14 protein-coding genes and 1 pseudogene are annotated in these 16453 nt (G+C 72.9%); 7 read left to right on the top strand and 8 right to left on the bottom strand.

Translation table 11 applies throughout. From position 1 onward, the window contains the following. Positions 1-11: 11 nt before the first annotated feature. Positions 12-752, bottom strand: coding sequence for an AIM24 family protein (locus tag QSK00_RS16490; RefSeq protein WP_285592212.1), 741 nt, complete (start codon positions 750-752; stop codon positions 12-14). Between the two features lie 153 nt (positions 753-905). On the opposite strand from QSK00_RS16490, the gene QSK00_RS16485 reads away from it, so the two are divergent. Then, positions 906-1256 carry a DUF2087 domain-containing protein gene (locus QSK00_RS16485; protein WP_285592211.1) on the top strand — a complete coding sequence of 117 codons (351 nt, stop codon included), beginning with the start codon at positions 906-908 and terminating at the stop codon, positions 1254-1256. Here QSK00_RS16485 and QSK00_RS16480 read toward each other — a convergent pair. Then, entirely contained in the window at positions 1245-2990 is a 1746-nt protein-coding gene (locus QSK00_RS16480; RefSeq protein ID WP_285592210.1) for a class F sortase, read from the bottom strand. The genes QSK00_RS16485 and QSK00_RS16480 overlap by 12 nt on opposite strands. Before the next feature lie 143 nt (positions 2991-3133). On the opposite strand from QSK00_RS16480, the gene QSK00_RS16475 reads away from it, so the two are divergent. Next, positions 3134-4261: a CaiB/BaiF CoA transferase family protein gene (locus QSK00_RS16475; protein ID WP_285592209.1), complete on the top strand. Its 1128-nt coding sequence runs from the start codon at positions 3134-3136 to the stop codon at positions 4259-4261. A gap of 407 nt (positions 4262-4668) precedes the next feature. Here QSK00_RS16475 and QSK00_RS16470 read toward each other — a convergent pair. The 3 genes and pseudogenes from QSK00_RS16470 to QSK00_RS16460 form a co-directional block, all read right to left on the bottom strand. After that, positions 4669-5766: pseudogene (locus QSK00_RS16470) on the bottom strand (ABC transporter ATP-binding protein); the annotation flags it as partial. Positions 5767-6038: 272 nt separating this feature from the next. Continuing rightward, on the bottom strand, positions 6039-6323 hold the full coding sequence (locus QSK00_RS16465) for a hypothetical protein (RefSeq protein ID WP_285592208.1): 285 nt from the start codon (positions 6321-6323) through the stop codon (positions 6039-6041). 17 nt (positions 6324-6340) lie between these two features. Continuing rightward, positions 6341-8002, bottom strand: coding sequence for a sodium:solute symporter family protein (locus QSK00_RS16460; RefSeq protein ID WP_285592207.1), 1662 nt, complete (start codon positions 8000-8002; stop codon positions 6341-6343). Positions 8003-8122: 120 nt separating this feature from the next. Between QSK00_RS16460 and QSK00_RS16455 the strand changes: the two genes are divergently transcribed. Genes QSK00_RS16455 through QSK00_RS16435 form a run of 5 tightly spaced genes read left to right on the top strand, consistent with a single transcriptional unit; the run spans position 8123 to position 11856 of the window. Next, positions 8123-8290 (top strand): hypothetical protein, encoded by a 168-nt coding sequence (locus QSK00_RS16455; RefSeq protein ID WP_285592206.1) that lies wholly within the window; start codon positions 8123-8125, stop codon positions 8288-8290. Further along, positions 8287-9285, top strand: a complete 999-nt coding sequence (galT, locus tag QSK00_RS16450) for a galactose-1-phosphate uridylyltransferase (protein WP_285592205.1) — start codon at positions 8287-8289, stop codon at positions 9283-9285. Before QSK00_RS16455 ends, galT begins: the two co-directional genes overlap by 4 nt. Continuing rightward, entirely contained in the window at positions 9282-10391 is a 1110-nt protein-coding gene (gene galK, locus QSK00_RS16445; RefSeq protein WP_285592204.1) for a galactokinase, read from the top strand. Before galT ends, galK begins: the two co-directional genes overlap by 4 nt. Positions 10392-10414: 23 nt before the next feature. Then, positions 10415-10888 carry a nitroreductase family deazaflavin-dependent oxidoreductase gene (locus QSK00_RS16440; RefSeq protein WP_285592203.1) on the top strand — a complete coding sequence of 158 codons (474 nt, stop codon included), beginning with the start codon at positions 10415-10417 and terminating at the stop codon, positions 10886-10888. Continuing rightward, a complete protein-coding gene (locus tag QSK00_RS16435) occupies positions 10885-11856 on the top strand; it encodes a LacI family DNA-binding transcriptional regulator (protein WP_285592202.1) in 972 nt (323 codons plus the stop codon). Before QSK00_RS16440 ends, QSK00_RS16435 begins: the two co-directional genes overlap by 4 nt. On the opposite strand, the gene QSK00_RS16430 is transcribed toward QSK00_RS16435, so the two are convergent. The 3 genes from QSK00_RS16430 to ileS form a co-directional block, all read right to left on the bottom strand. After that, complete coding sequence (locus QSK00_RS16430) at positions 11853-12572, bottom strand: DUF899 domain-containing protein (RefSeq protein ID WP_285592201.1); 720 nt, start codon at positions 12570-12572, stop codon at positions 11853-11855. The genes QSK00_RS16435 and QSK00_RS16430 overlap by 4 nt on opposite strands. Before the next feature lie 132 nt (positions 12573-12704). Beyond that, positions 12705-13112 (bottom strand): VOC family protein, encoded by a 408-nt coding sequence (locus QSK00_RS16425; RefSeq protein WP_285592200.1) that lies wholly within the window; start codon positions 13110-13112, stop codon positions 12705-12707. Positions 13113-13235: 123 nt separating this feature from the next. After that, on the bottom strand, positions 13236-16358 hold the full coding sequence (ileS, locus tag QSK00_RS16420; protein WP_285592199.1) for an isoleucine--tRNA ligase: 3123 nt from the start codon (positions 16356-16358) through the stop codon (positions 13236-13238). Between the last annotated feature and the right edge of the window lie 95 nt (positions 16359-16453).

The following is a 16453-nucleotide window of genomic DNA, read 5'->3' as shown; positions in this document are numbered from 1 at the left end:
TCGAGGTCAAGCTAGCGGAACAACCCGCCCAGCGCGCCGCCGACGCCCGCCTCCTGGCCGCTGCCGCCGCCCGCGACCATGTCCAGCGGGATCTCCTCGCACGGCTGCACGATGACGAAGCCGCGCCCACCGAACGCCATCGTGTACGCCTCGCCGGTGGTGCGGCCCATGAGCGTCCGCAGCCCGAACTGCTCGGCGCGGTGCACCCCGACCTGCAGGCCCGCGGACCAGGCGATCGCCGCCTGCGGGTCGGCGTAGGTGGGGGCGTCGACGTTCAGCACCACGGGCGTGCCCTTGCACGTGATGGCGAGTCGGCCCTGACCCCGGAACACGCAGTTGAACAGGCCCGCGCCGCCCATCGACCCGGCGCCCGAGACCATCTGGATGTCATAGGACAGGGAGGAGTCGAACGCGAGCACGTTCTTGCCGTTGATGGTCAGGGCGTCGTTCGGGCCCTCGAGGTCGATGAGGTGCACGTCGGAGGCGGCGTTCGCGAGGAACACGTCGCCGCGACCGGTCACCTTCATGAGCGGCACGCCCTCGCCGGTGAGCTTCTGCTTGAGGAAGTTGCCGATGCCGCCGGAGCCCTTGGCCTCGAAGCGCACGTCGCCCTGGTAGGCCACCATCGAGCCCTGCCGGGCCATGGCCTCGCCGTTGAGCTCGATCTTGAGCATCTTCGAGTTCTGCAGACGCAGCCCCGGCTGGGCCGACTCCTGCTCCTGGTTCTCGGGGGCGAAGAGGTTGCTGCGCACGGCCGTCTCCCGGTCACTCGAGGTGATTGCTGCCCAGTGGTCCGGGCGAGTTCATCCTCGCGGCGGACACAGACGGTCAACGAGGGGGATATCCCCCAGAGTTCCCCGGGATATCGCTCGCGCGCGTCCCGGGGTCGCCCGGAGACTGGTCCGATGGACGCGACCCGCACGCTCGCGACCTTCCTGCGGGACGGCCGGCTCGTCCGCCTGCCCGCGCGCTGGGAGCGCAAGAAGCTCGTGCTGCGCCACATCGCGGAGACCTGCTTCGAGCCGGACCGGCTCTACGGCGAGGGCGAGGTCGACGCCGTCCTCGGGGCGCTCTGCGACGGCGGCGGCACCGACCGCGTCACGGTGCGGCGCCTCCTGGTGGACCTGCACCTCCTGCGGCGCGACCACGGCCGCTACTGGCTCGGCGCGCAGACGGCCGACCTCGTCGGGCCGGGATCCTCGAGCGCCCCCGGTGGCGCGGAGAGCACCGGGGGCGCCCGCTCGTCAGCGCGGTGAGGCGAAGACGATGACGTTGTCCTCGTAGGACCGCACGGTGCGGTCGAAGGGGCCGCCGCACGTGACCAGCCGCAGCGACGGACCCGCCGTCGGGCCGTACACCGCCTGCGTCGGGAAGTGGTCCTTGTCGACCGTCTCCACCCGGTCCACCGCGAACCGCGCCACGGTGCCGTCGCTGCGCGGCACGTCGATCGGGTCGCCGGGCCTCAGGTCCTTGAGGTTCCAGAAGACGCCCGGGCCCCGGTACGAGTCGACGTGTCCGACCAGCACCGCCGGCCCGGTGTCGCCCGGCGTCGCGCCGAACCACCCGACGTCCTGCGGGGTCGCGGGCGCCTGCAGCTCGCCGTCGCCGTCGAGGCCGAGGGTCCCGACGGCGGGTGCGTCGATCTTCGCGCCCGGCACGACCAGCCCGGCCGGACGCACCGGGCTCGTCGGCGCACCCCAGGTGGGCAGGTCCGGCGCGGCCGGGGCCGGGGCGAGGAGGGCGCCGTCGGCGAACGAGGTCGCCATGCCGCCGAACCCGGCCGGGACACCGCCCTTCGGGGTCGGCTGCGTCGAACTCGTCGACGGGGCGGGACCGGGCGGGGCCGACGTGGTCGTCGAGGGCGGCGCCGAGGTGGTCGCCGGAGCCGGGGTGGTCGCGGGAGCGGGGCTCGGCGGGGCGGAGGTGGTCGACTGGGCCGGAGCGGCCGGAGCGGCCGGAGCGGCCGGAGCGGCCGGAGCAGGCGCGGCCGGAGCCGCCGGAGCCGCCGGAGCCGCCGGAGCCGCCGGAGCCGCCGGAGCGGCCGGTGCCGCGGGGGCAGGCGCCGCCGGGGCGGGGGAGGCGCCCGCGAACAGGGGCGCGGCGTCCGGCACGGCCGTGACGGCGAGGTCGCCCTGCGGGTTCCGGGTGACGACGACGGTGTTCACCGAGGTGCTCGTGACCGGCAGCGTCGTGCGGGCGGTCTCGCCCGTGGTGGTCGTGACGTCCATCGTCCAGGAGCGCGCGTCGACCTGGGCGTAGGGCGAGCTGGCGCCGTAGAAGAGCGAGGACGCGATCGGCCCGCCCCCCTCGGCCACGACGCTGAGCGGTCCGACGCCGGCGGCCGCGGACACGACCCGCACGAAGGCCTTGCCCGGGGCGGCCTCCTGTGTGCCGTCCTGGAGGACCTCGGCCTGCGGCGTCCCGTCGGGGCCGACGTCGACGAAGGCGGCGGTCTGCGCGGTCCGGGCGCCGACCTCGACGTTCGCGCTCAGGGCGGGCGGGGTCGACGCGGCGGCCCCGGCGGGTCGGGCCTGCAGCGTGTAGGTGCCGGGGGACGCGGCGAGGTAGCCGGACAGGGCGCGGTACCCGACGTCCGAGGCGACCTTGGTCAGCGGCAGCCCGGGACCCTCGATGTACATGTCGACCGTGCCGGTGGAGGGGGAGAGGTGCGCGACGCGGAGCACGCCCTGGTCGCCGACCGGGGTGCCCGAGAGCTGGCTCGGCAGCGCCCGGACCGGGGACGTCACGGTGAGCGGCACCAGCGCGGGCTGCGTGGCCACCTCGGCGGCGAGGGCCGCGGCGTTCGACCCGAACGACTCCTGCACCGAGGGGAGCCGCACCGCCCGGTCGACCGGCGCCGCCACCTCGACGGCGGCGAGGGCCGGGCCGGAGGCGAGGACCGTGGTCGGTGGGGCCTGGGAGCACAGCGCGGCACCGATACCGAGGGTGGACACGACCGCCAACGCGGTCGCGGTGCTCGTGGCTCTCATGCCCTCACTCCTGACGTCACTCACTGGTCCGAATGGATGTCACTCGTTCGCGGAACGACCTCGGGCGGTTCGCGTGACGCGGAACGGAGCGTGATGCGGCGGACGACGCGCGCCGAGCGGTCGGGGCGGGCACGATCACCGGCATGGTCGAGACCCGGGCCCTCCCGTTGGACGGCATCCTCGTCGTGTCCTGCGAGCAGGCGGTGGCGGCGCCGCTGGCCACCCGGCACCTCGCCGATCTCGGGGCGCGCGTGGTCAAGGTCGAGCGGCCCGGGCGCGGGGACTTCGCCCGCGACTACGACACGACGGTCAACGGGCTCTCCAGCCACTTCGTGTGGCTGAACCGGTCGAAGGAGTCGGTGACGGCCGACCTCAAGGACTCCGAGCAGCTCGACCGCGTGAAGGAGCTGATCGCGCGGGCCGACGTGTTCGTGCAGAACTTCGCGCCCGGCGCGGCGGAACGTCTCGGGCTCGGCGCCGAGGACCTCCGTCGGGATCACCCGGGCCTGATCCACTGCAGCATCTCGGGCTACGGCTCGTCGGGCCCGTACCGCGACGCGAAGGCCTACGACGCGCTGATCCAGGCCGAGACGGGCCTGGCCTCGGTCACGGGCACCGAGGAGTACCCGGCGAAGGCGGGCATCCCGGCCGCCGACATCGGCGCCGGCATGTACGCGTTCTCCGGCATCCTCACCGCTCTCTACGACCGCGAGCGCACGGGCGAGGGCACGACCTTCGAGGTCAGCCTGTTCGACGCGCTCAGCGAGTGGATGGGCTTCCCGCTGCACTACGCGTACGGCAGCGGGAAGGCCCCGGTCCGGGCCGGGACCAGCCACGCCGCGATCGCCCCGTACGGCTCGTTCGCGGCCGGCGACGGGCAGGAGGTCGTGCTCTCGATCCAGAACGACCGGGAGTGGAAGCGCTTCTGTGAGGTCGTGCTGGGGGACGCGTCGGTCGCCGACGACCCGCGGTTCGTCACGAACTCCGACCGCATCGAGAACCGGCCGGCCCTGCACGAGACCATCGACGCGGTGCTGCGCGACCTCACCGGCGACCAGCTCGTCGAGCGGCTCGAGGAGGCGGGGATCGCGAACGCGCGGCGGCGCACGCTCGACCAGGTCCTCACCCACCCGCAGCACGAGGAGCGGGGCCGGTTCGTCGAGGTCGGGACGCCCAACGGCCCGATCCGCACGCTCCTCCCGCCGATCACCTTCCTCGACGGGCGGGTGCCGCGGATGGACCCGGTGCCCGACATCGGGCCTCAGGTCTAGGTCGTCCGGTCGAGGGACCGGGTCCGTTCGGCAAGCCGGTGGATGAGCCGCCGGACCCGCCCCGGGGGCGGCTCCACGGCCGACGACCCGCCGACCGACGAGGGTTCGGCGGAGCCACCGGGGGGACGGTCCGCGTCGGCCCCGGAGTGCCCGGAGTGCCCGGAGCTCCCGGAGTGCCCGGAGTGCCCGGAGTGCCCGGAGTGCCCGGAGTGCCCGGAGTGCCCGGAGTGCCCGGAGTGCCCGGAGTGCCCGGAGTGCCCGGAGTGCCCGGAGTGCTCCTCGACGTCCGCTCCGCCCTGCGGCAGCACGACGGTGCCGCCGGCGTGCTCGTCGACCGGGACCCCGACCAGCGGCTCGTCCGACTCCGGCGCCGCCGCGGGCTCCGCCGCCGCGCCCGCGTCCGGCCCGTCCTCGTCGCGCATCGCCCGGTGTCCGAACGGGTCCGCGTCGGACGGCGGGTGGTCCCGCGTGAGCTCGATCAGCTCCGTGCGCCCCTGGTCCGCCTCGACGCCGTAGCGCTCCCGGTCCTCCTCGGTCAGCGACTCGAGGATCGCGGTCTGCGCCTTCTCCGGCAGGGTGTGCAGGGTCTGCATGACCCGGTCCTTGCGTCGGCGGACCGCCTTGCGCTCGCCGAGCCCGTCGGTGGGGTCGATCTGCGGATCGATGAACGAGTCGTCGGCCTCGACACTCCCGCCCTGCTTCTCGAGCTCGGCCATCTCCGCCTCCATCTGGGCGGAGTCCTTCTCCTCGGACATCCCGATCGGACCGATGCGTCGACCCTGCAGGAACTGCTGGACCACGGGCTCCTCGGAGGTCAGCAGCACCTCGCGCGGGCCGAACATCACCAGGTTCCGCCGGAACAGCATGCCGATGTTGTCCGGCATGGACCGGGCCGTCCCGAGGTGGTGGGTGACCACCAGGATCGTGGCGTCGAGCTGGGTGTTCAGGTCGACCAGGAGCTGGTTCAGGTACGCGGTCCGCACCGGGTCCAGGCCGGAGTCCGGCTCGTCGACCAGGATGATCTCGGGGTCGAGCACCAGCGCGCGGGCCAGCCCGGCGCGCTTCTTCATCCCGCCGGAGATCTCGCCGGGCAGCTTGTCCTCGGCGCCGCCGAGCCCGACCAGGTCGAGCTTCTCCATGACGATGTCGGAGATCTCGGACTCGCCCTTGCGGGTGTGCTCGCGCAGTGGGAACGCGATGTTGTCGTAGAGGTTCATCGACCCGAACAGCGCGCCGTCCTGGAACAGCACCCCGAACAGTTTGCGGATCTCGTAGAGCCGCGCCTCGGGGCACCGGACGAGGTCGGTCTCGTGGATGAAGATCGAGCCCTTCTCGGGCTTGAGGAGCCCGATGATGGACTTGAGCAGCACGGACTTGCCGGTGCCCGACGGTCCGAGCAGCGCGGAGATCTCCCCGGCCGGCAGCGTCAGGGTCACGTCGGACCAGATGTTGGAACTGCCGAAGGACTTCGAGAGGTTCTTGATGCCGACCTCGACGCCTGCCACGGATCTCCCCGGGTGCCCGTTCGCGGCACCACCGGAGATCGGCCCGTGCCGTCCGCACCGGCGAGACCCGTCGGCCCGCTCGGAGCCGGGGATCGAGAGCGGTGGCCGGAGCGGACCGGGCCGCTCGCCCACCGTAGGAGGCGCCCGCCGGGACCGGGGCGGGGACTGATCCGGGATCCGCAACGTACGCCGCGCGCGGTGGCCGCGCCACGCGCGGCCGCCTCCCGGGGCCCCGACGGCGGGTTCCGCGCGACCCGCCGTTGGGAAGGGTCTCAGTCGATGTTCTCCTCCACGTCGATCCCGAGCGGCCGGGTGAGCCCCCAGACCAGGAAGATCGCGGCCACGACGAGCAGGCCGATCCCGGTCCAGAGGTTGATCGAGATGCCGGACGCGCGGGCGAGCTGCTCGGGCCCGTCGAGCAGGCCGCGGATGACGAGGACGACCCCGTAGACGCCCAGCAGGGCGCCGATGACGTAGCGCAGGTCGAACAGCCGTTGCATGCGGCTGCCGGTCTCGACTTGTGCCTGCGGGCGGCCGGGCTGGATGGGTTCGCTCATGATGACTCCCGTCCGGATCAGGCGAAGACGATGTTGAGGACGACGGTCAGCGCGAGGGCGAGACCGCCGAGCAGGACCGGCTTGCGGTACCAGACCCGCTCCTTGGGCTGGCGCAGCGTCGGGACCACGCCGTCGGCACCGGGGACGCCGTAGACGATCCCGGCGAGGCGCTCCGGCTCGGGCCGGGCGGTCGCGAGCGAGACCACGACCGTCACCACCACGTCGACGAGGAACGCCGCCCCGGCCTGGTAGAAGCTCGTCGCGATGCCGGACCCGAAGTCGACCACCCCGGCCTCGGCGAGAACGAACACGAGCGCCCCGGCGAGCACGCCGGTCAGCAGGCCCGCGAAGCCGCCCCAGCCGCTGGTGCGCTTCCAGAACATGCCGAGGATGAAGGTCGCGAAGATCGGGGCGTTGAAGATCCCGAACAGCGACTGCAGGTAGGTCATGATGTTGTTGAAGTCGGCGGCGAGCAGCGCGGTGAAGATCGCGATGACGACGCCGACGGCCGTGACCACCCGGCCCGCGTTGAGGTAGTAGCGGTCGCTGCGGCCCGGGGCGAGGTAGGGCTGGAGCAGGTCGTAGGTGACGACGGTGTTCAGCGAGCTGACGTTCGCCGCGACGCCCGCCATGAACGAGGCGAACAGTCCGGTCAGCGCGATACCGAGGACGCCCTCGGGGAGCAGCTGGCCGATGAGCGCGGGGATCGCGTCGTTGTACTCGAGCCCCCCGGACGCGTCGTTGCCGAAGTTCGGGATGGCGACGAGGGCGACGAGGCCGGGGATGATCGTCACGGCCGGGATGAGAATCTTCGGGAACGCGGCGATGAGGGGCGTGCGCTGGCTCGCCGACCGGTCCTTCGCCGAGAGGGCGCGCTGGATCTCGGCGAAGTTCGTGGTCCAGTAGCCGAAGGACAGCACGAAGCCCAGGCCGAGCACGATCGAGATCCAGTTGGCGCCGATCGGGTTCGTGACGGAGCCGATCCCGGTGCCCTGCCACGCGTGCAGGCCGCCCTCGCCGAGCGCGGAGGCGGTGACCTTGTCGGCCAGCGCGGAGAAGCCGCCGACGTGGCGGACGGCGACGATCGCGAGCGGGATGAGGCCCGCGAGGATGACGAAGAACTGCAGCACCTCGCCGTAGATCGCCGATCCGAGTCCGCCGAACCCGATGTAGACCAGCACCACGGCCGCCGAGACCACGATGCCCAGGAACTCCGGCCAGCCGAGCAGGGCGTTCAGCACGATCGCCAGCGCGTAGAGGTTCACGCCCGCGATCAGCACCGAGGCGATCGCGAAGACCGCCGCGTTGAGGATGTGGGTGTAGTTGCCGAACCGCAGCCGCAGGAACTCCGGCACCGACCGGACCTTCGAGCGGTAGTAGAAGGGCATCATCACGATGCCGAGGAAGACCATCGCCGGCACGGCGCCGATCCAGTAGTAGTGCACCGTCGCGACGCCGTACTCGGCGCCGTTCGCGGCCATGCCGATGATCTCCGTCGCGCCGAGGTTGGCGGCGACGAACGCCAGTCCGGTGACCCAGGCGGGCAGGGAGCGGCCGGCGAGCAGGAAGTCGGCGCTGGTGCCCACGGCACGGCGCGCGACCACGCCGATCCCCAGCACGACGACGAAGTACAGCGCCAGGAGTGTGTAGTCCAACCATCCTGGATTCAGGCGCAGCATCGCGACCTCTCGGACTGACTCGGGGTTCCGTGAAGGTTCCCGGGAACGTTATCGTTAGCTGGCGCACACTGTGGGCCCGGAGCGGCCGGGCGTCAAGGGGGCGTGAAGGGACGGGGCCGGATGACGGGCGAGGACGATCAGCGGTGGCCCACCGCTGACGCTGGGGGTCAGCCGTGTGCCACCGCTGACACCGACGAGGGCGCGCTGCCCGGGCTCGTCGTCGAGGCGGAGCGCCTTCCCGACGGCAGGTCGATCACCTACTTCTCGGTCCCGGAGCGGACCCGGTGAGCGAGCGCCGCTACGACCCCACGCACGACGAGTGGGTCACCTTCGCGACCCACCGTCAGGACCGGACCTACAAGCCGTCGACCGCCGACTGCCCGCTCTGCCCCACGCACCCCGGCGGCCCCGCGACCGAGGTCCCGCGGGATCACTACGAGATCGCGGTGTTCGACAACCGGTTCCCGTCGCTCTCGCCCACCCCGCCGGCGCCGGACCTCGCGGGTGACGACCTCGTCCCGGTCGAGCCCGCCTACGGCCACTGCGAGGTCGTCGTCTTCACCGACGACCACGAGGCGACGCTGGCGTCGGTGGGGGAGCGCCGCGTCCGACTGCTCGTCGACGCCTGGGCCCACCGCTTCCGTGCGCTGGCCGCGGACCCGAAGATCGGGTACGTGCTGCCGTTCGAGAACAAGGGCGAGGCGGTCGGGGTGACGTTGCACCACCCGCACGGCCAGATCTACGCCTACCCCGAGGTCCCCCCGCGGCCCGCCCGCGAGCAGCGCGCGGCCCGCCGGCACCGCGAGCGCACCGGTCGGTGCGTGTTCTGCGACGTCGTGGAGCACGAGAGCAAGGACCCGGCCGGTCGCCTCGTGGTGGAGGGGACGCACTTCCTCGCCGGTGTCCCCCCGTGGGCCCGCTTCCCCTACGAGGTCGACATCTGGGCCCGCGACCACGTCGGCACGCTGCCCGAGCTCGACGCGGAGGCCCGCGACGACCTGGCCCGCGTCCTCACCCGGGTGCTCGCCGGCTACGACGAGTACTTCGGCTTCCGGACGTCCTACCTGCTCGGCGTCCACTCGGCGCCGGTGAACGTTCCCGACGACGAGCGCGGGCTCGGCCACCTGCACCTCGAGATCTGTCCGCCCCACCGCGGCGGCGGGAAGCTCAAGTACCTGGCGGGCTCCGAGACGTTCGGGGGTGCGTTCCTCACCGACGTGGCCCCCGAGGTCGCGGGTCCGCGGCTGCGCGACGCCGTCGAGCGCGCCACGGTGCCGGCGTGAGCGGCGTCGAGAAGGCCCTCGCCGCGTTCCGGGACGTGCACGGATACGACCCCGAGGGAGTCTTCTCCGCGCCCGGCCGGGTCAACCTCATCGGCGAGCACACCGACCACAACGAGGGCCACGTCCTGCCCTTCGCGATCGACCGCCGCACCTACGTCGCGGTCGCCCGCCGCGACGACGACCGGGTCACCGTGTGCTCGGACGACCCGGATACCGAGCCGGCCGAGCTCGCCGTCGGGAAGCTCGTGACGGCGTCGGGGTGGAGCGCCTACCCGCTCGGCACCGTGTGGGCGCTCGGGGTCGACGGCGGGTGGGACCTCGTCGTGCACGGGGAGGTCCCGCTGGGGGCCGGGCTGTCGAGCTCGGCGGCGCTGGAGAGCGCGGTCGCCCTGGCGGTGGACGAGCTGACGGGCGCCGGGCTCGGCCGGGTCGCCCTGGCGGAGGCCGGGCGGCGGGCGGAGAACGAGGTGGTGGGCGCACCGGTCGGGATCATGGACCAGGCGGCGTCGCTGCTGTGCCGGGAGGGCTCGGCGCTGCTGCTCGACTGTCGGTCGATGACCACCGAGGACGTCGCGCTCGGCTTCGAGACGGCGGGTCTCGCGGTCCTGGTGATCGACTCCCGGGTGCGCCACGACCTCGCCGACGGCGGGTACGCCGATCGCCGTGCAGCGTGCGTCGCGGCGGCCGAGGCGCTCGGGGTGCCGGCGCTGCGTGACGCGACCCTGCCCGCCGTCGAGAACCTGCCCGAGGGGGCGCCTCGGAAGCGTGCGCGGCACGTGGTGACCGAGGAGGCGCGGGTCCACGAGACCGTGGCGTTGGTGCGGGCGGGCCGGCCCCGGGAGGTCGGCGCGGTGCTCGCGGCGTCGCACGCCTCGCTGCGCGACGACTACGAGGTGTCGGTGCCGGAGGTGGACGCGATCGTCGACGCCGCGGTCGGCGAGGGCGCGCTCGGGGCCCGCATCATGGGCGGCGGGTTCGGCGGGTCGGTGATCGCGCTGGTGCCGACCGACGCCGTGGACGCGGTGGGCCGGGCGTGTGCCGCGCTCTCGCCGCGGCCCACGGTGCGGGAGGTGTCCCCGGCCGCGGGCGCACGGCGCGAGCGGTGAGCACCTCGCCCTACGATCGCGCCATGGTCTCGGCGCAGCGCTTCGGCAGCCTCTTCGACCGGCTCACGCCGCTGATCACGGCGGCCACGCGCGCGCACGTGGCGCTCTACCGGCTCACCGGCGGGCGGGTCGGGCACTCCGCGCCCGGCGCGCCGACGATGCTGCTGCTCGACCACGTCGGTGCCCGCAGCGGCGCCGCGCGCACCACTCCGCTGCTCTACCTGGCCGACGGCGACGACCTCGTCATCGTCGCGTCGGCGGGCGGCCACCCCCGCCACCCGGCGTGGCTGCACAACCTGCGCGCCCACCCGGACACGACCGTGCAGGTGCGGGACGAGGTCCGTCCGGTCCGGGCACGGGAGGCGGACGCCGACGAGCGGGCGCGCCTGTGGCCGCGCCTGGACGCGATGTACGGGTCGTTCGTCTCCTACCGGCAGCGGGCGGACGAGGCCGGGCGGGTCATCCCGCTGGTGATCCTGGGACGTCGACCGTCGTGAGCGGCGGCTCGGTCCGGGTGACGATCGACGACGTCGCCCGGGCGGCCGGGGTCTCGCGGCAGACGGTGTCGCGCGCGATGAACGACAAGGGCGACATCAGCGAGGCGACCCGGCGCCGGGTCCTGGCGACGATCGAGGAGCTCGACTACCGGCCGTCGGCGTTCGCGCGGGGGATGCGGACGCAGCGCGCGGGGACGGTCGCGCTGGTGCTGCCCGACATCGCCAACCCGTTCTTCCCCGCCGTCGCCCGTGGCGTGTTCGACGCGGCCGCCGCCCGCGGGCTGGCGGTGGTCGTGCACAACACCGACGCGGACGCCGACGCCGAGACCGAGGCGGGACGGGCGATCGTCGACGCCGGTGCGGCCGGCGCGATCGGGTTCTTCGAGGCCCTCGACGACCCGGCGCTCGCCGCGCTGGGCCGCCGGGTGCCGCTGGTCGTGGCCGACCGGCCCGCCCCGGACCCGTCGGTGGCCACCGTCCGGACCGACTTCCGCACCGGCACGCACCTGGCCTGCGAGCACCTGATCTCGCGCGGGCACACCCGGCTGGGGATGCTCGACGGGGCGGTGCAGAACAAGCCCGAACGACGGCAGGCGTTCCTCGAGACGAATCCCGGCGACCACGTGGTCGCCGCCCCGCCCACCGTCGCGGGCGGTGCCGCGGCGCTGCGGAGCCTGCTGGCCCGGCATCCCGCGATCACCGGGGTGTTCGCCTTCAACGACCTGCTCGCGATCGGCGCGGTCCAGGCGCTGCGGGCCGCCGGGCGTCGGGCGGGCGACCAGATCGCCGTGGTGGGCTACGACGACATCACCATGGCCGCCCTGCTCGACCCGCCCCTGACCACCGTGCACACCGACAAGTACGAACTCGGCCGCACGCTGGTCGAGGTCCTGGGTCGCCGGCTCGACGGGCACCCCGCCGAGCACCGGACCCTCGCTCCGCGGCTGGTGGTCCGGGGTTCGGCCTAGTCGAACACCGGGATGCCGGCGCGCACCGACTCGGCCCGGCCCTGCGGCTGCTCCCAGTCCTCCTGACGACCGAGCGCGGTCAGGTCGAGGTAGGCGAAGGAGCCGCCGAACCACTCCGCGGCGCGGGCGTAGGACGAGTAGGTGTGGAACACCCGGTCGTCGACCCGCAGGAAGGCGCTGAACCCCGGCAGCTCCTGGGTGCCCTCCGCGCCCTCCCAGGTCGGGCCGTCGCGGTAGTTGTAGTGCATCGTCTCGCCGGACACGTCGACGGTGACGCCGAGGTCCGCGTTGAAGGTCGAGCCGGACGACGAGTACCAGGGGATCGTCCAGCCGACCTTCTCCTTCCAGGCCGCGAGCTTCTCGTAGGGCGCGCGGGAGACGAAGATCTGCTCGGTGTCGCGGGATCGAAGGTGCTCACGCGTGCCCGGCGACCACTCGCGGATGCCGGCCGAGCAGCTCGGGCACATCTCGTCCCACGCCGGGTCGAACATGACGTGGTTGACCACGAGCTGGCGGAAGCCGCCGAACAGGTCGGCGAGCGTGACCTCGCCGTCGGGACCCGTGAACCGGTAGTCCTCCGTGACCTCGACCATCGGCAGTTCCCGACGACGGGTGTTGAGCGCGTCCCGCGCCCGCGTGTGGGCCTTCTCCTCCTCGAGGAGCGCGCGCCGGGCCTGCAGCCAGGTGTCACGGTCGGTGATCTCCGGGAGGCTCATGGGACCCACCGTGACATATGGGACTCCGCTTCCGCAATGTCCTGGTCCTGATTCAGGACGACCGGTGGTCTGCGGCCGGCCGACGATGTCCCGCTGCACGCATCGAGTGGGAGCAGCGCGCCATCGTCGGACTCACCGGTGACAGACCGCCTCGAGGTTGACGCCGTCGGGAGTCGCGACGAACGCGCCGTAGTAGTCGGCGTGGTACTCGGGCTGCAGGCCCGGCGCCCGCAGGGTGGTGGCCCCGGCGGCGAGCGCGGCGGCGTGGAAGGCGTCGACCGTGGCGTGGTCCGGCGCGGTGAACGCGAGGTGGGTGTCGTCGTCGTACGCGACCCCGTGGTCGACCTCGACGACCCAGAAGAACGGCTTCGGGTGCACGCCGAACGCCTGCATCGCCTTCTGGCCCGGCCGCGCGGGCACCGCGATCAGCGGCTCGATGCCCAGGGGTGCCAGCGCGGCGGTGTGGAAGGCGACCGACCGGGCGAGATCGCCGACCGGGAGGTTGAGGTGGTCGATCCGCGAACCCTCGAAGCCGCTCATGGTCGGAGCGTCGCAGCCGTACCGGTCACCGAGTGGCCGCTATGGGAGCGTCCTCGATCTGAGCGAACGGCACTCTCGCGCACCTAGATGCTGCGAGAGTGCCGTTCGCTCAGCAGGAGGGGGTCAGGCGACGCGCGCCCGGATGGTGAGCCCGAGGTCCTCCGACGGCTGGGCCGACAGCTCCGCCGGCCCCTCGCCCTCGGAGATCGACACGGCCAGGCACTCCGTGGCGAGCGTGTCGGCGCCGTTCCGGATCGCGGCGGCGGTGTCGGCGCGGCCGGCGGTCCACCACAGCTCGATCCGGTCGGACACCTCGAAGCCGAGACGCTTGCGGGCGTCCTGCACGAAGCGCAGTACGTCGCGGAGCAGGCCCGCCTCGCGCAGCTCGTCGGTCAGCTCGGTGTCGAGCCCGACCGACAGGCCGCCCTCGGACCGGACCGCCCAGCCCTCGCGGGGGGTCTCGGAGATGACGATCTCGTCGCCCGACAGCTCCACCGGCGCCCCGTCGACGGTCACCGTCAGCACGCCGTCGACGGGGGCGTCGGTGGAGGCCTTCACGGCGTCGGCGACGGTCGGCGTCTGCTTGCCGAACCGCTTGCCCAGGGCGCGGTAGTTCGGCTTCACGTCGAGCTGCACGAGCTCGGAGCCCGCCGTCTCGACCCGGGCGACGTTGAGCTCCTCGGCGATCTCCGCGAGCAGCTCGGCGTCCAGCGACGCGAACCCGGGCGCCGAGACGACGGCGCGCGACAGCGGCTGGCGCGTGCGCACCCCCGAGGCGGCGCGGGTCGACCGGCCGAGCTCCACCACGCGACGGACGAGGTCCATCGCCGACCGCAGCCCGCCGTCGTCGTCGGGAAGATCGGAGATCGACGGCCACGGCGCGAGGTGCACCGAGTCCGGCGTGCCCTCGGGCAGGCCGGAGCCGCCCTCGCCCTGCAGCAGCGTCCACAGGTAGTCGGTGGCGAACGGCGTGAACGGCGCCATGAGGCGGCTGACCGTCTCGACGCAGCGGTGCAGCGTCGCGAGCGCGGCCGGGTCGCCGTCCCAGAAGCGGCGCCGGGAGCGGCGGACGTACCAGTTCGACAGGTCGTCGATGAACGCGACGATCGCCCGGCCGGCACGCGAGGAGTCGAAGTCGTCGAGGGCCGCCGTCACCTCGGAGACGCATCCCTGCAGCTCCCCGAGGGCCCAGCGGTCCATCACGTGGGTGGGCTCGGGAGCGTCCGCGGACGGGGACCAGCCGGCCGCGTTGGCGTACGTGACCAGGAACGACGCCGTGTTCCAGTAGGTCAGCAGGACCTTCCGGACGATCTCGCGCAGCGTCTCGTGGCCGACACGGCGGTCCACCCAGGGCGAGCCCTGCGCGAGCATCAGCCAGCGCACGGCGTCGGCGCCGTGGGTGGAGAACAGCTCGAACGGGTCGAGGATGTTGCCCAGGTGCTTCGACATCTTGCGGCCGTGCTCGTCGAGCAGCAGGCCCAGGCAGACGACGTTCTCGTACGACGACCGGTCGAACACCAGCGTCCCGACCGCCATCAGCGAGTAGAACCACCCGCGCGTCTGGTCGATCGCCTCACAGATGTACTGCGCGGGGTAGGCCTGCTCGAAGTCGGCCTCGTGGTGGTGCGGCGCACCCCACTGGGCGAAGGGCATCGCGCCGGAGTCGTACCAGACGTCGATGACGTCGGGCACGCGTCGCATCGTCCCGGTGCCCGACGGCGCCGGGAAGGTGATGTCGTCGACGTAGGGCCGGTGCGGGTCGAGCTCGGTGAGGTCCTGCCCGGCGTGCTGCCCCAGCTCGGCGAGCGAGCCGACGACGACGACCTCGGACGGGTCGGCGTCGTTGCGCCAGATCGGCAGGGGCGTGCCCCAGTAGCGCTTGCGGGAGAGCGCCCAGTCGACGTTGTTCTCCAGCCACGCGCCGTACCGGCCGTGCTTGATGTGCGGCGGGTACCAGTTCGTGCCCTCGTTCTCCGCGAGGAGCTTCTCGCGGATCGCGGTGGTGCGGATGAACCACGACGGCAGCGCGTAGTAGATCAGCGGCGTGTGGCAGCGCCAGCAGTGCGGATAGGAGTGCTCGTAGGACTCGGCGCGGAACATCACGCCGCGCGCGATCAGGTCCTCGATGAGGGTCGGGTCGGCCGCCTTGAAGAACATCCCGCCGACGAGGGGGACGTCGGCGAGGAAGTGGCCGTTCGAGCCGATCGGGTTGACCATCTCGAGGCCCTCGTTCTTCGCGACGAGGTGGTCCTCGGCGCCGAACGCGGGGGCCATGTGCACGAGCCCGGTACCGGCGTCGGTGGTGACGTGGTCGCCGTGGACGATCCGGAAGGCGTCGCCGAAGCGGTCGGCCGCCAGCAGGTCGAACGGCCGCGTGTAGTGGGAGCCGATGAGGTCGGCGCCGGTGAGCCTCGCTTCGACGGTCGACTGCTCACCGAGCACCGTGCCCACGAGGTCCTCGGCCAGGACCAGGTCCTCGCCGTCGTGGTGGACACGGACGTAGACGACCGAGCGCTCCACCGCGACCGCCGTGTTCGACGGGAGTGTCCAGGGCGTCGTCGTCCAGACCAGCATCGACGCGCCGGCCCACGGGCCGTCGGTGAGCGGGAACCGGACGTACACGCTCGGGTCGACGTCGTCCTCGTAGCCCTGCGCGACCTCGTGGTCCGAGAGCGGCGTCTCGTCCCGCGGGCAGTACGGCGTGACGCGATGGTCCTCGACCAGCAGGCCCTTGTCGAAGATCGTCTTGAGCGACCACCAGACGCTCTCGACGTAGCGCGGGGCCATGGTCATGTAGGCCTCGTCGAGGTCGACCCAGTAGCCCATCCGCTCGGTCATCGCGGCGAACGCGGAGACGTTGCGCAGGGCCGACTCGCGGCAGGCCGCGTTGAACTCCGCGATCCCGTACCGCTCGATGTCGCCCTTGCTCGTGAACCCGAGCTCCTTCTCGACGGCGAGCTCCACCGGCAGGCCGTGGCAGTCCCAACCCGCGCGCCGCGGCACGTGGTACCCGCGCATCGTCTTGAACCGCGGGAACAGGTCCTTGAAGGCGCGCGCCTCGACGTGGTGGGTGCCGGGCGTGCCGTTCGCGGTCGGCGGGCCCTCGTAGAAGATCCACGGCTCGCCCTGGGCGGTCTGCTCCAGCGAGCGGCGGAACACGTCACGCTTGTCCCAGCGCTCGAGAATCTCCTGCTCGACCGCCGGTAGGTCGACGCTGGCGGGCAGGGGGGCGAAGCTCGGACTCACCGGTCCAGCGTACTCAGCGTGCCGTGGTGCCCGGACGGGTGCGTGACCTGCGGGAAGGGTGCGACGGGTGGGGGGTGGTCGAACCCGGTCCCCGG

The sequence above is a fragment of the Actinomycetospora sp. NBRC 106378 genome (assembly GCF_030269685.1).
GTDB lineage: Bacteria > Actinomycetota > Actinomycetes > Mycobacteriales > Pseudonocardiaceae > Actinomycetospora.
The sequence above is the reverse complement of the archived record's forward strand: the minus strand, read 5'-3'. Positions and strand labels throughout refer to the sequence as shown.

Coding starts and splice junctions, on each gene's coding strand:
- QSK00_RS16430 (WP_285592201.1), bottom strand. CDS start 12,572: ATGAGCCTCCCGGAGATCACCGACCGTGACACCTGGCTGCAGGCCCGG.
- QSK00_RS16465 (WP_285592208.1), bottom strand. CDS start 6,323: ATGAGCGAACCCATCCAGCCCGGCCGCCCGCAGGCACAAGTCGAGACC.
- QSK00_RS16440 (WP_285592203.1), top strand. CDS start 10,415: ATGGTCTCGGCGCAGCGCTTCGGCAGCCTCTTCGACCGGCTCACGCCG.
- QSK00_RS16455 (WP_285592206.1), top strand. CDS start 8,123: ATGACGGGCGAGGACGATCAGCGGTGGCCCACCGCTGACGCTGGGGGT.
- QSK00_RS16460 (WP_285592207.1), bottom strand. CDS start 8,002: ATGCTGCGCCTGAATCCAGGATGGTTGGACTACACACTCCTGGCGCTG.
- QSK00_RS16425 (WP_285592200.1), bottom strand. CDS start 13,112: ATGAGCGGCTTCGAGGGTTCGCGGATCGACCACCTCAACCTCCCGGTC.
- QSK00_RS16480 (WP_285592210.1), bottom strand. CDS start 2,990: ATGAGAGCCACGAGCACCGCGACCGCGTTGGCGGTCGTGTCCACCCTC.
- QSK00_RS16485 (WP_285592211.1), top strand. CDS start 906: ATGGACGCGACCCGCACGCTCGCGACCTTCCTGCGGGACGGCCGGCTC.
- QSK00_RS16475 (WP_285592209.1), top strand. CDS start 3,134: ATGGTCGAGACCCGGGCCCTCCCGTTGGACGGCATCCTCGTCGTGTCC.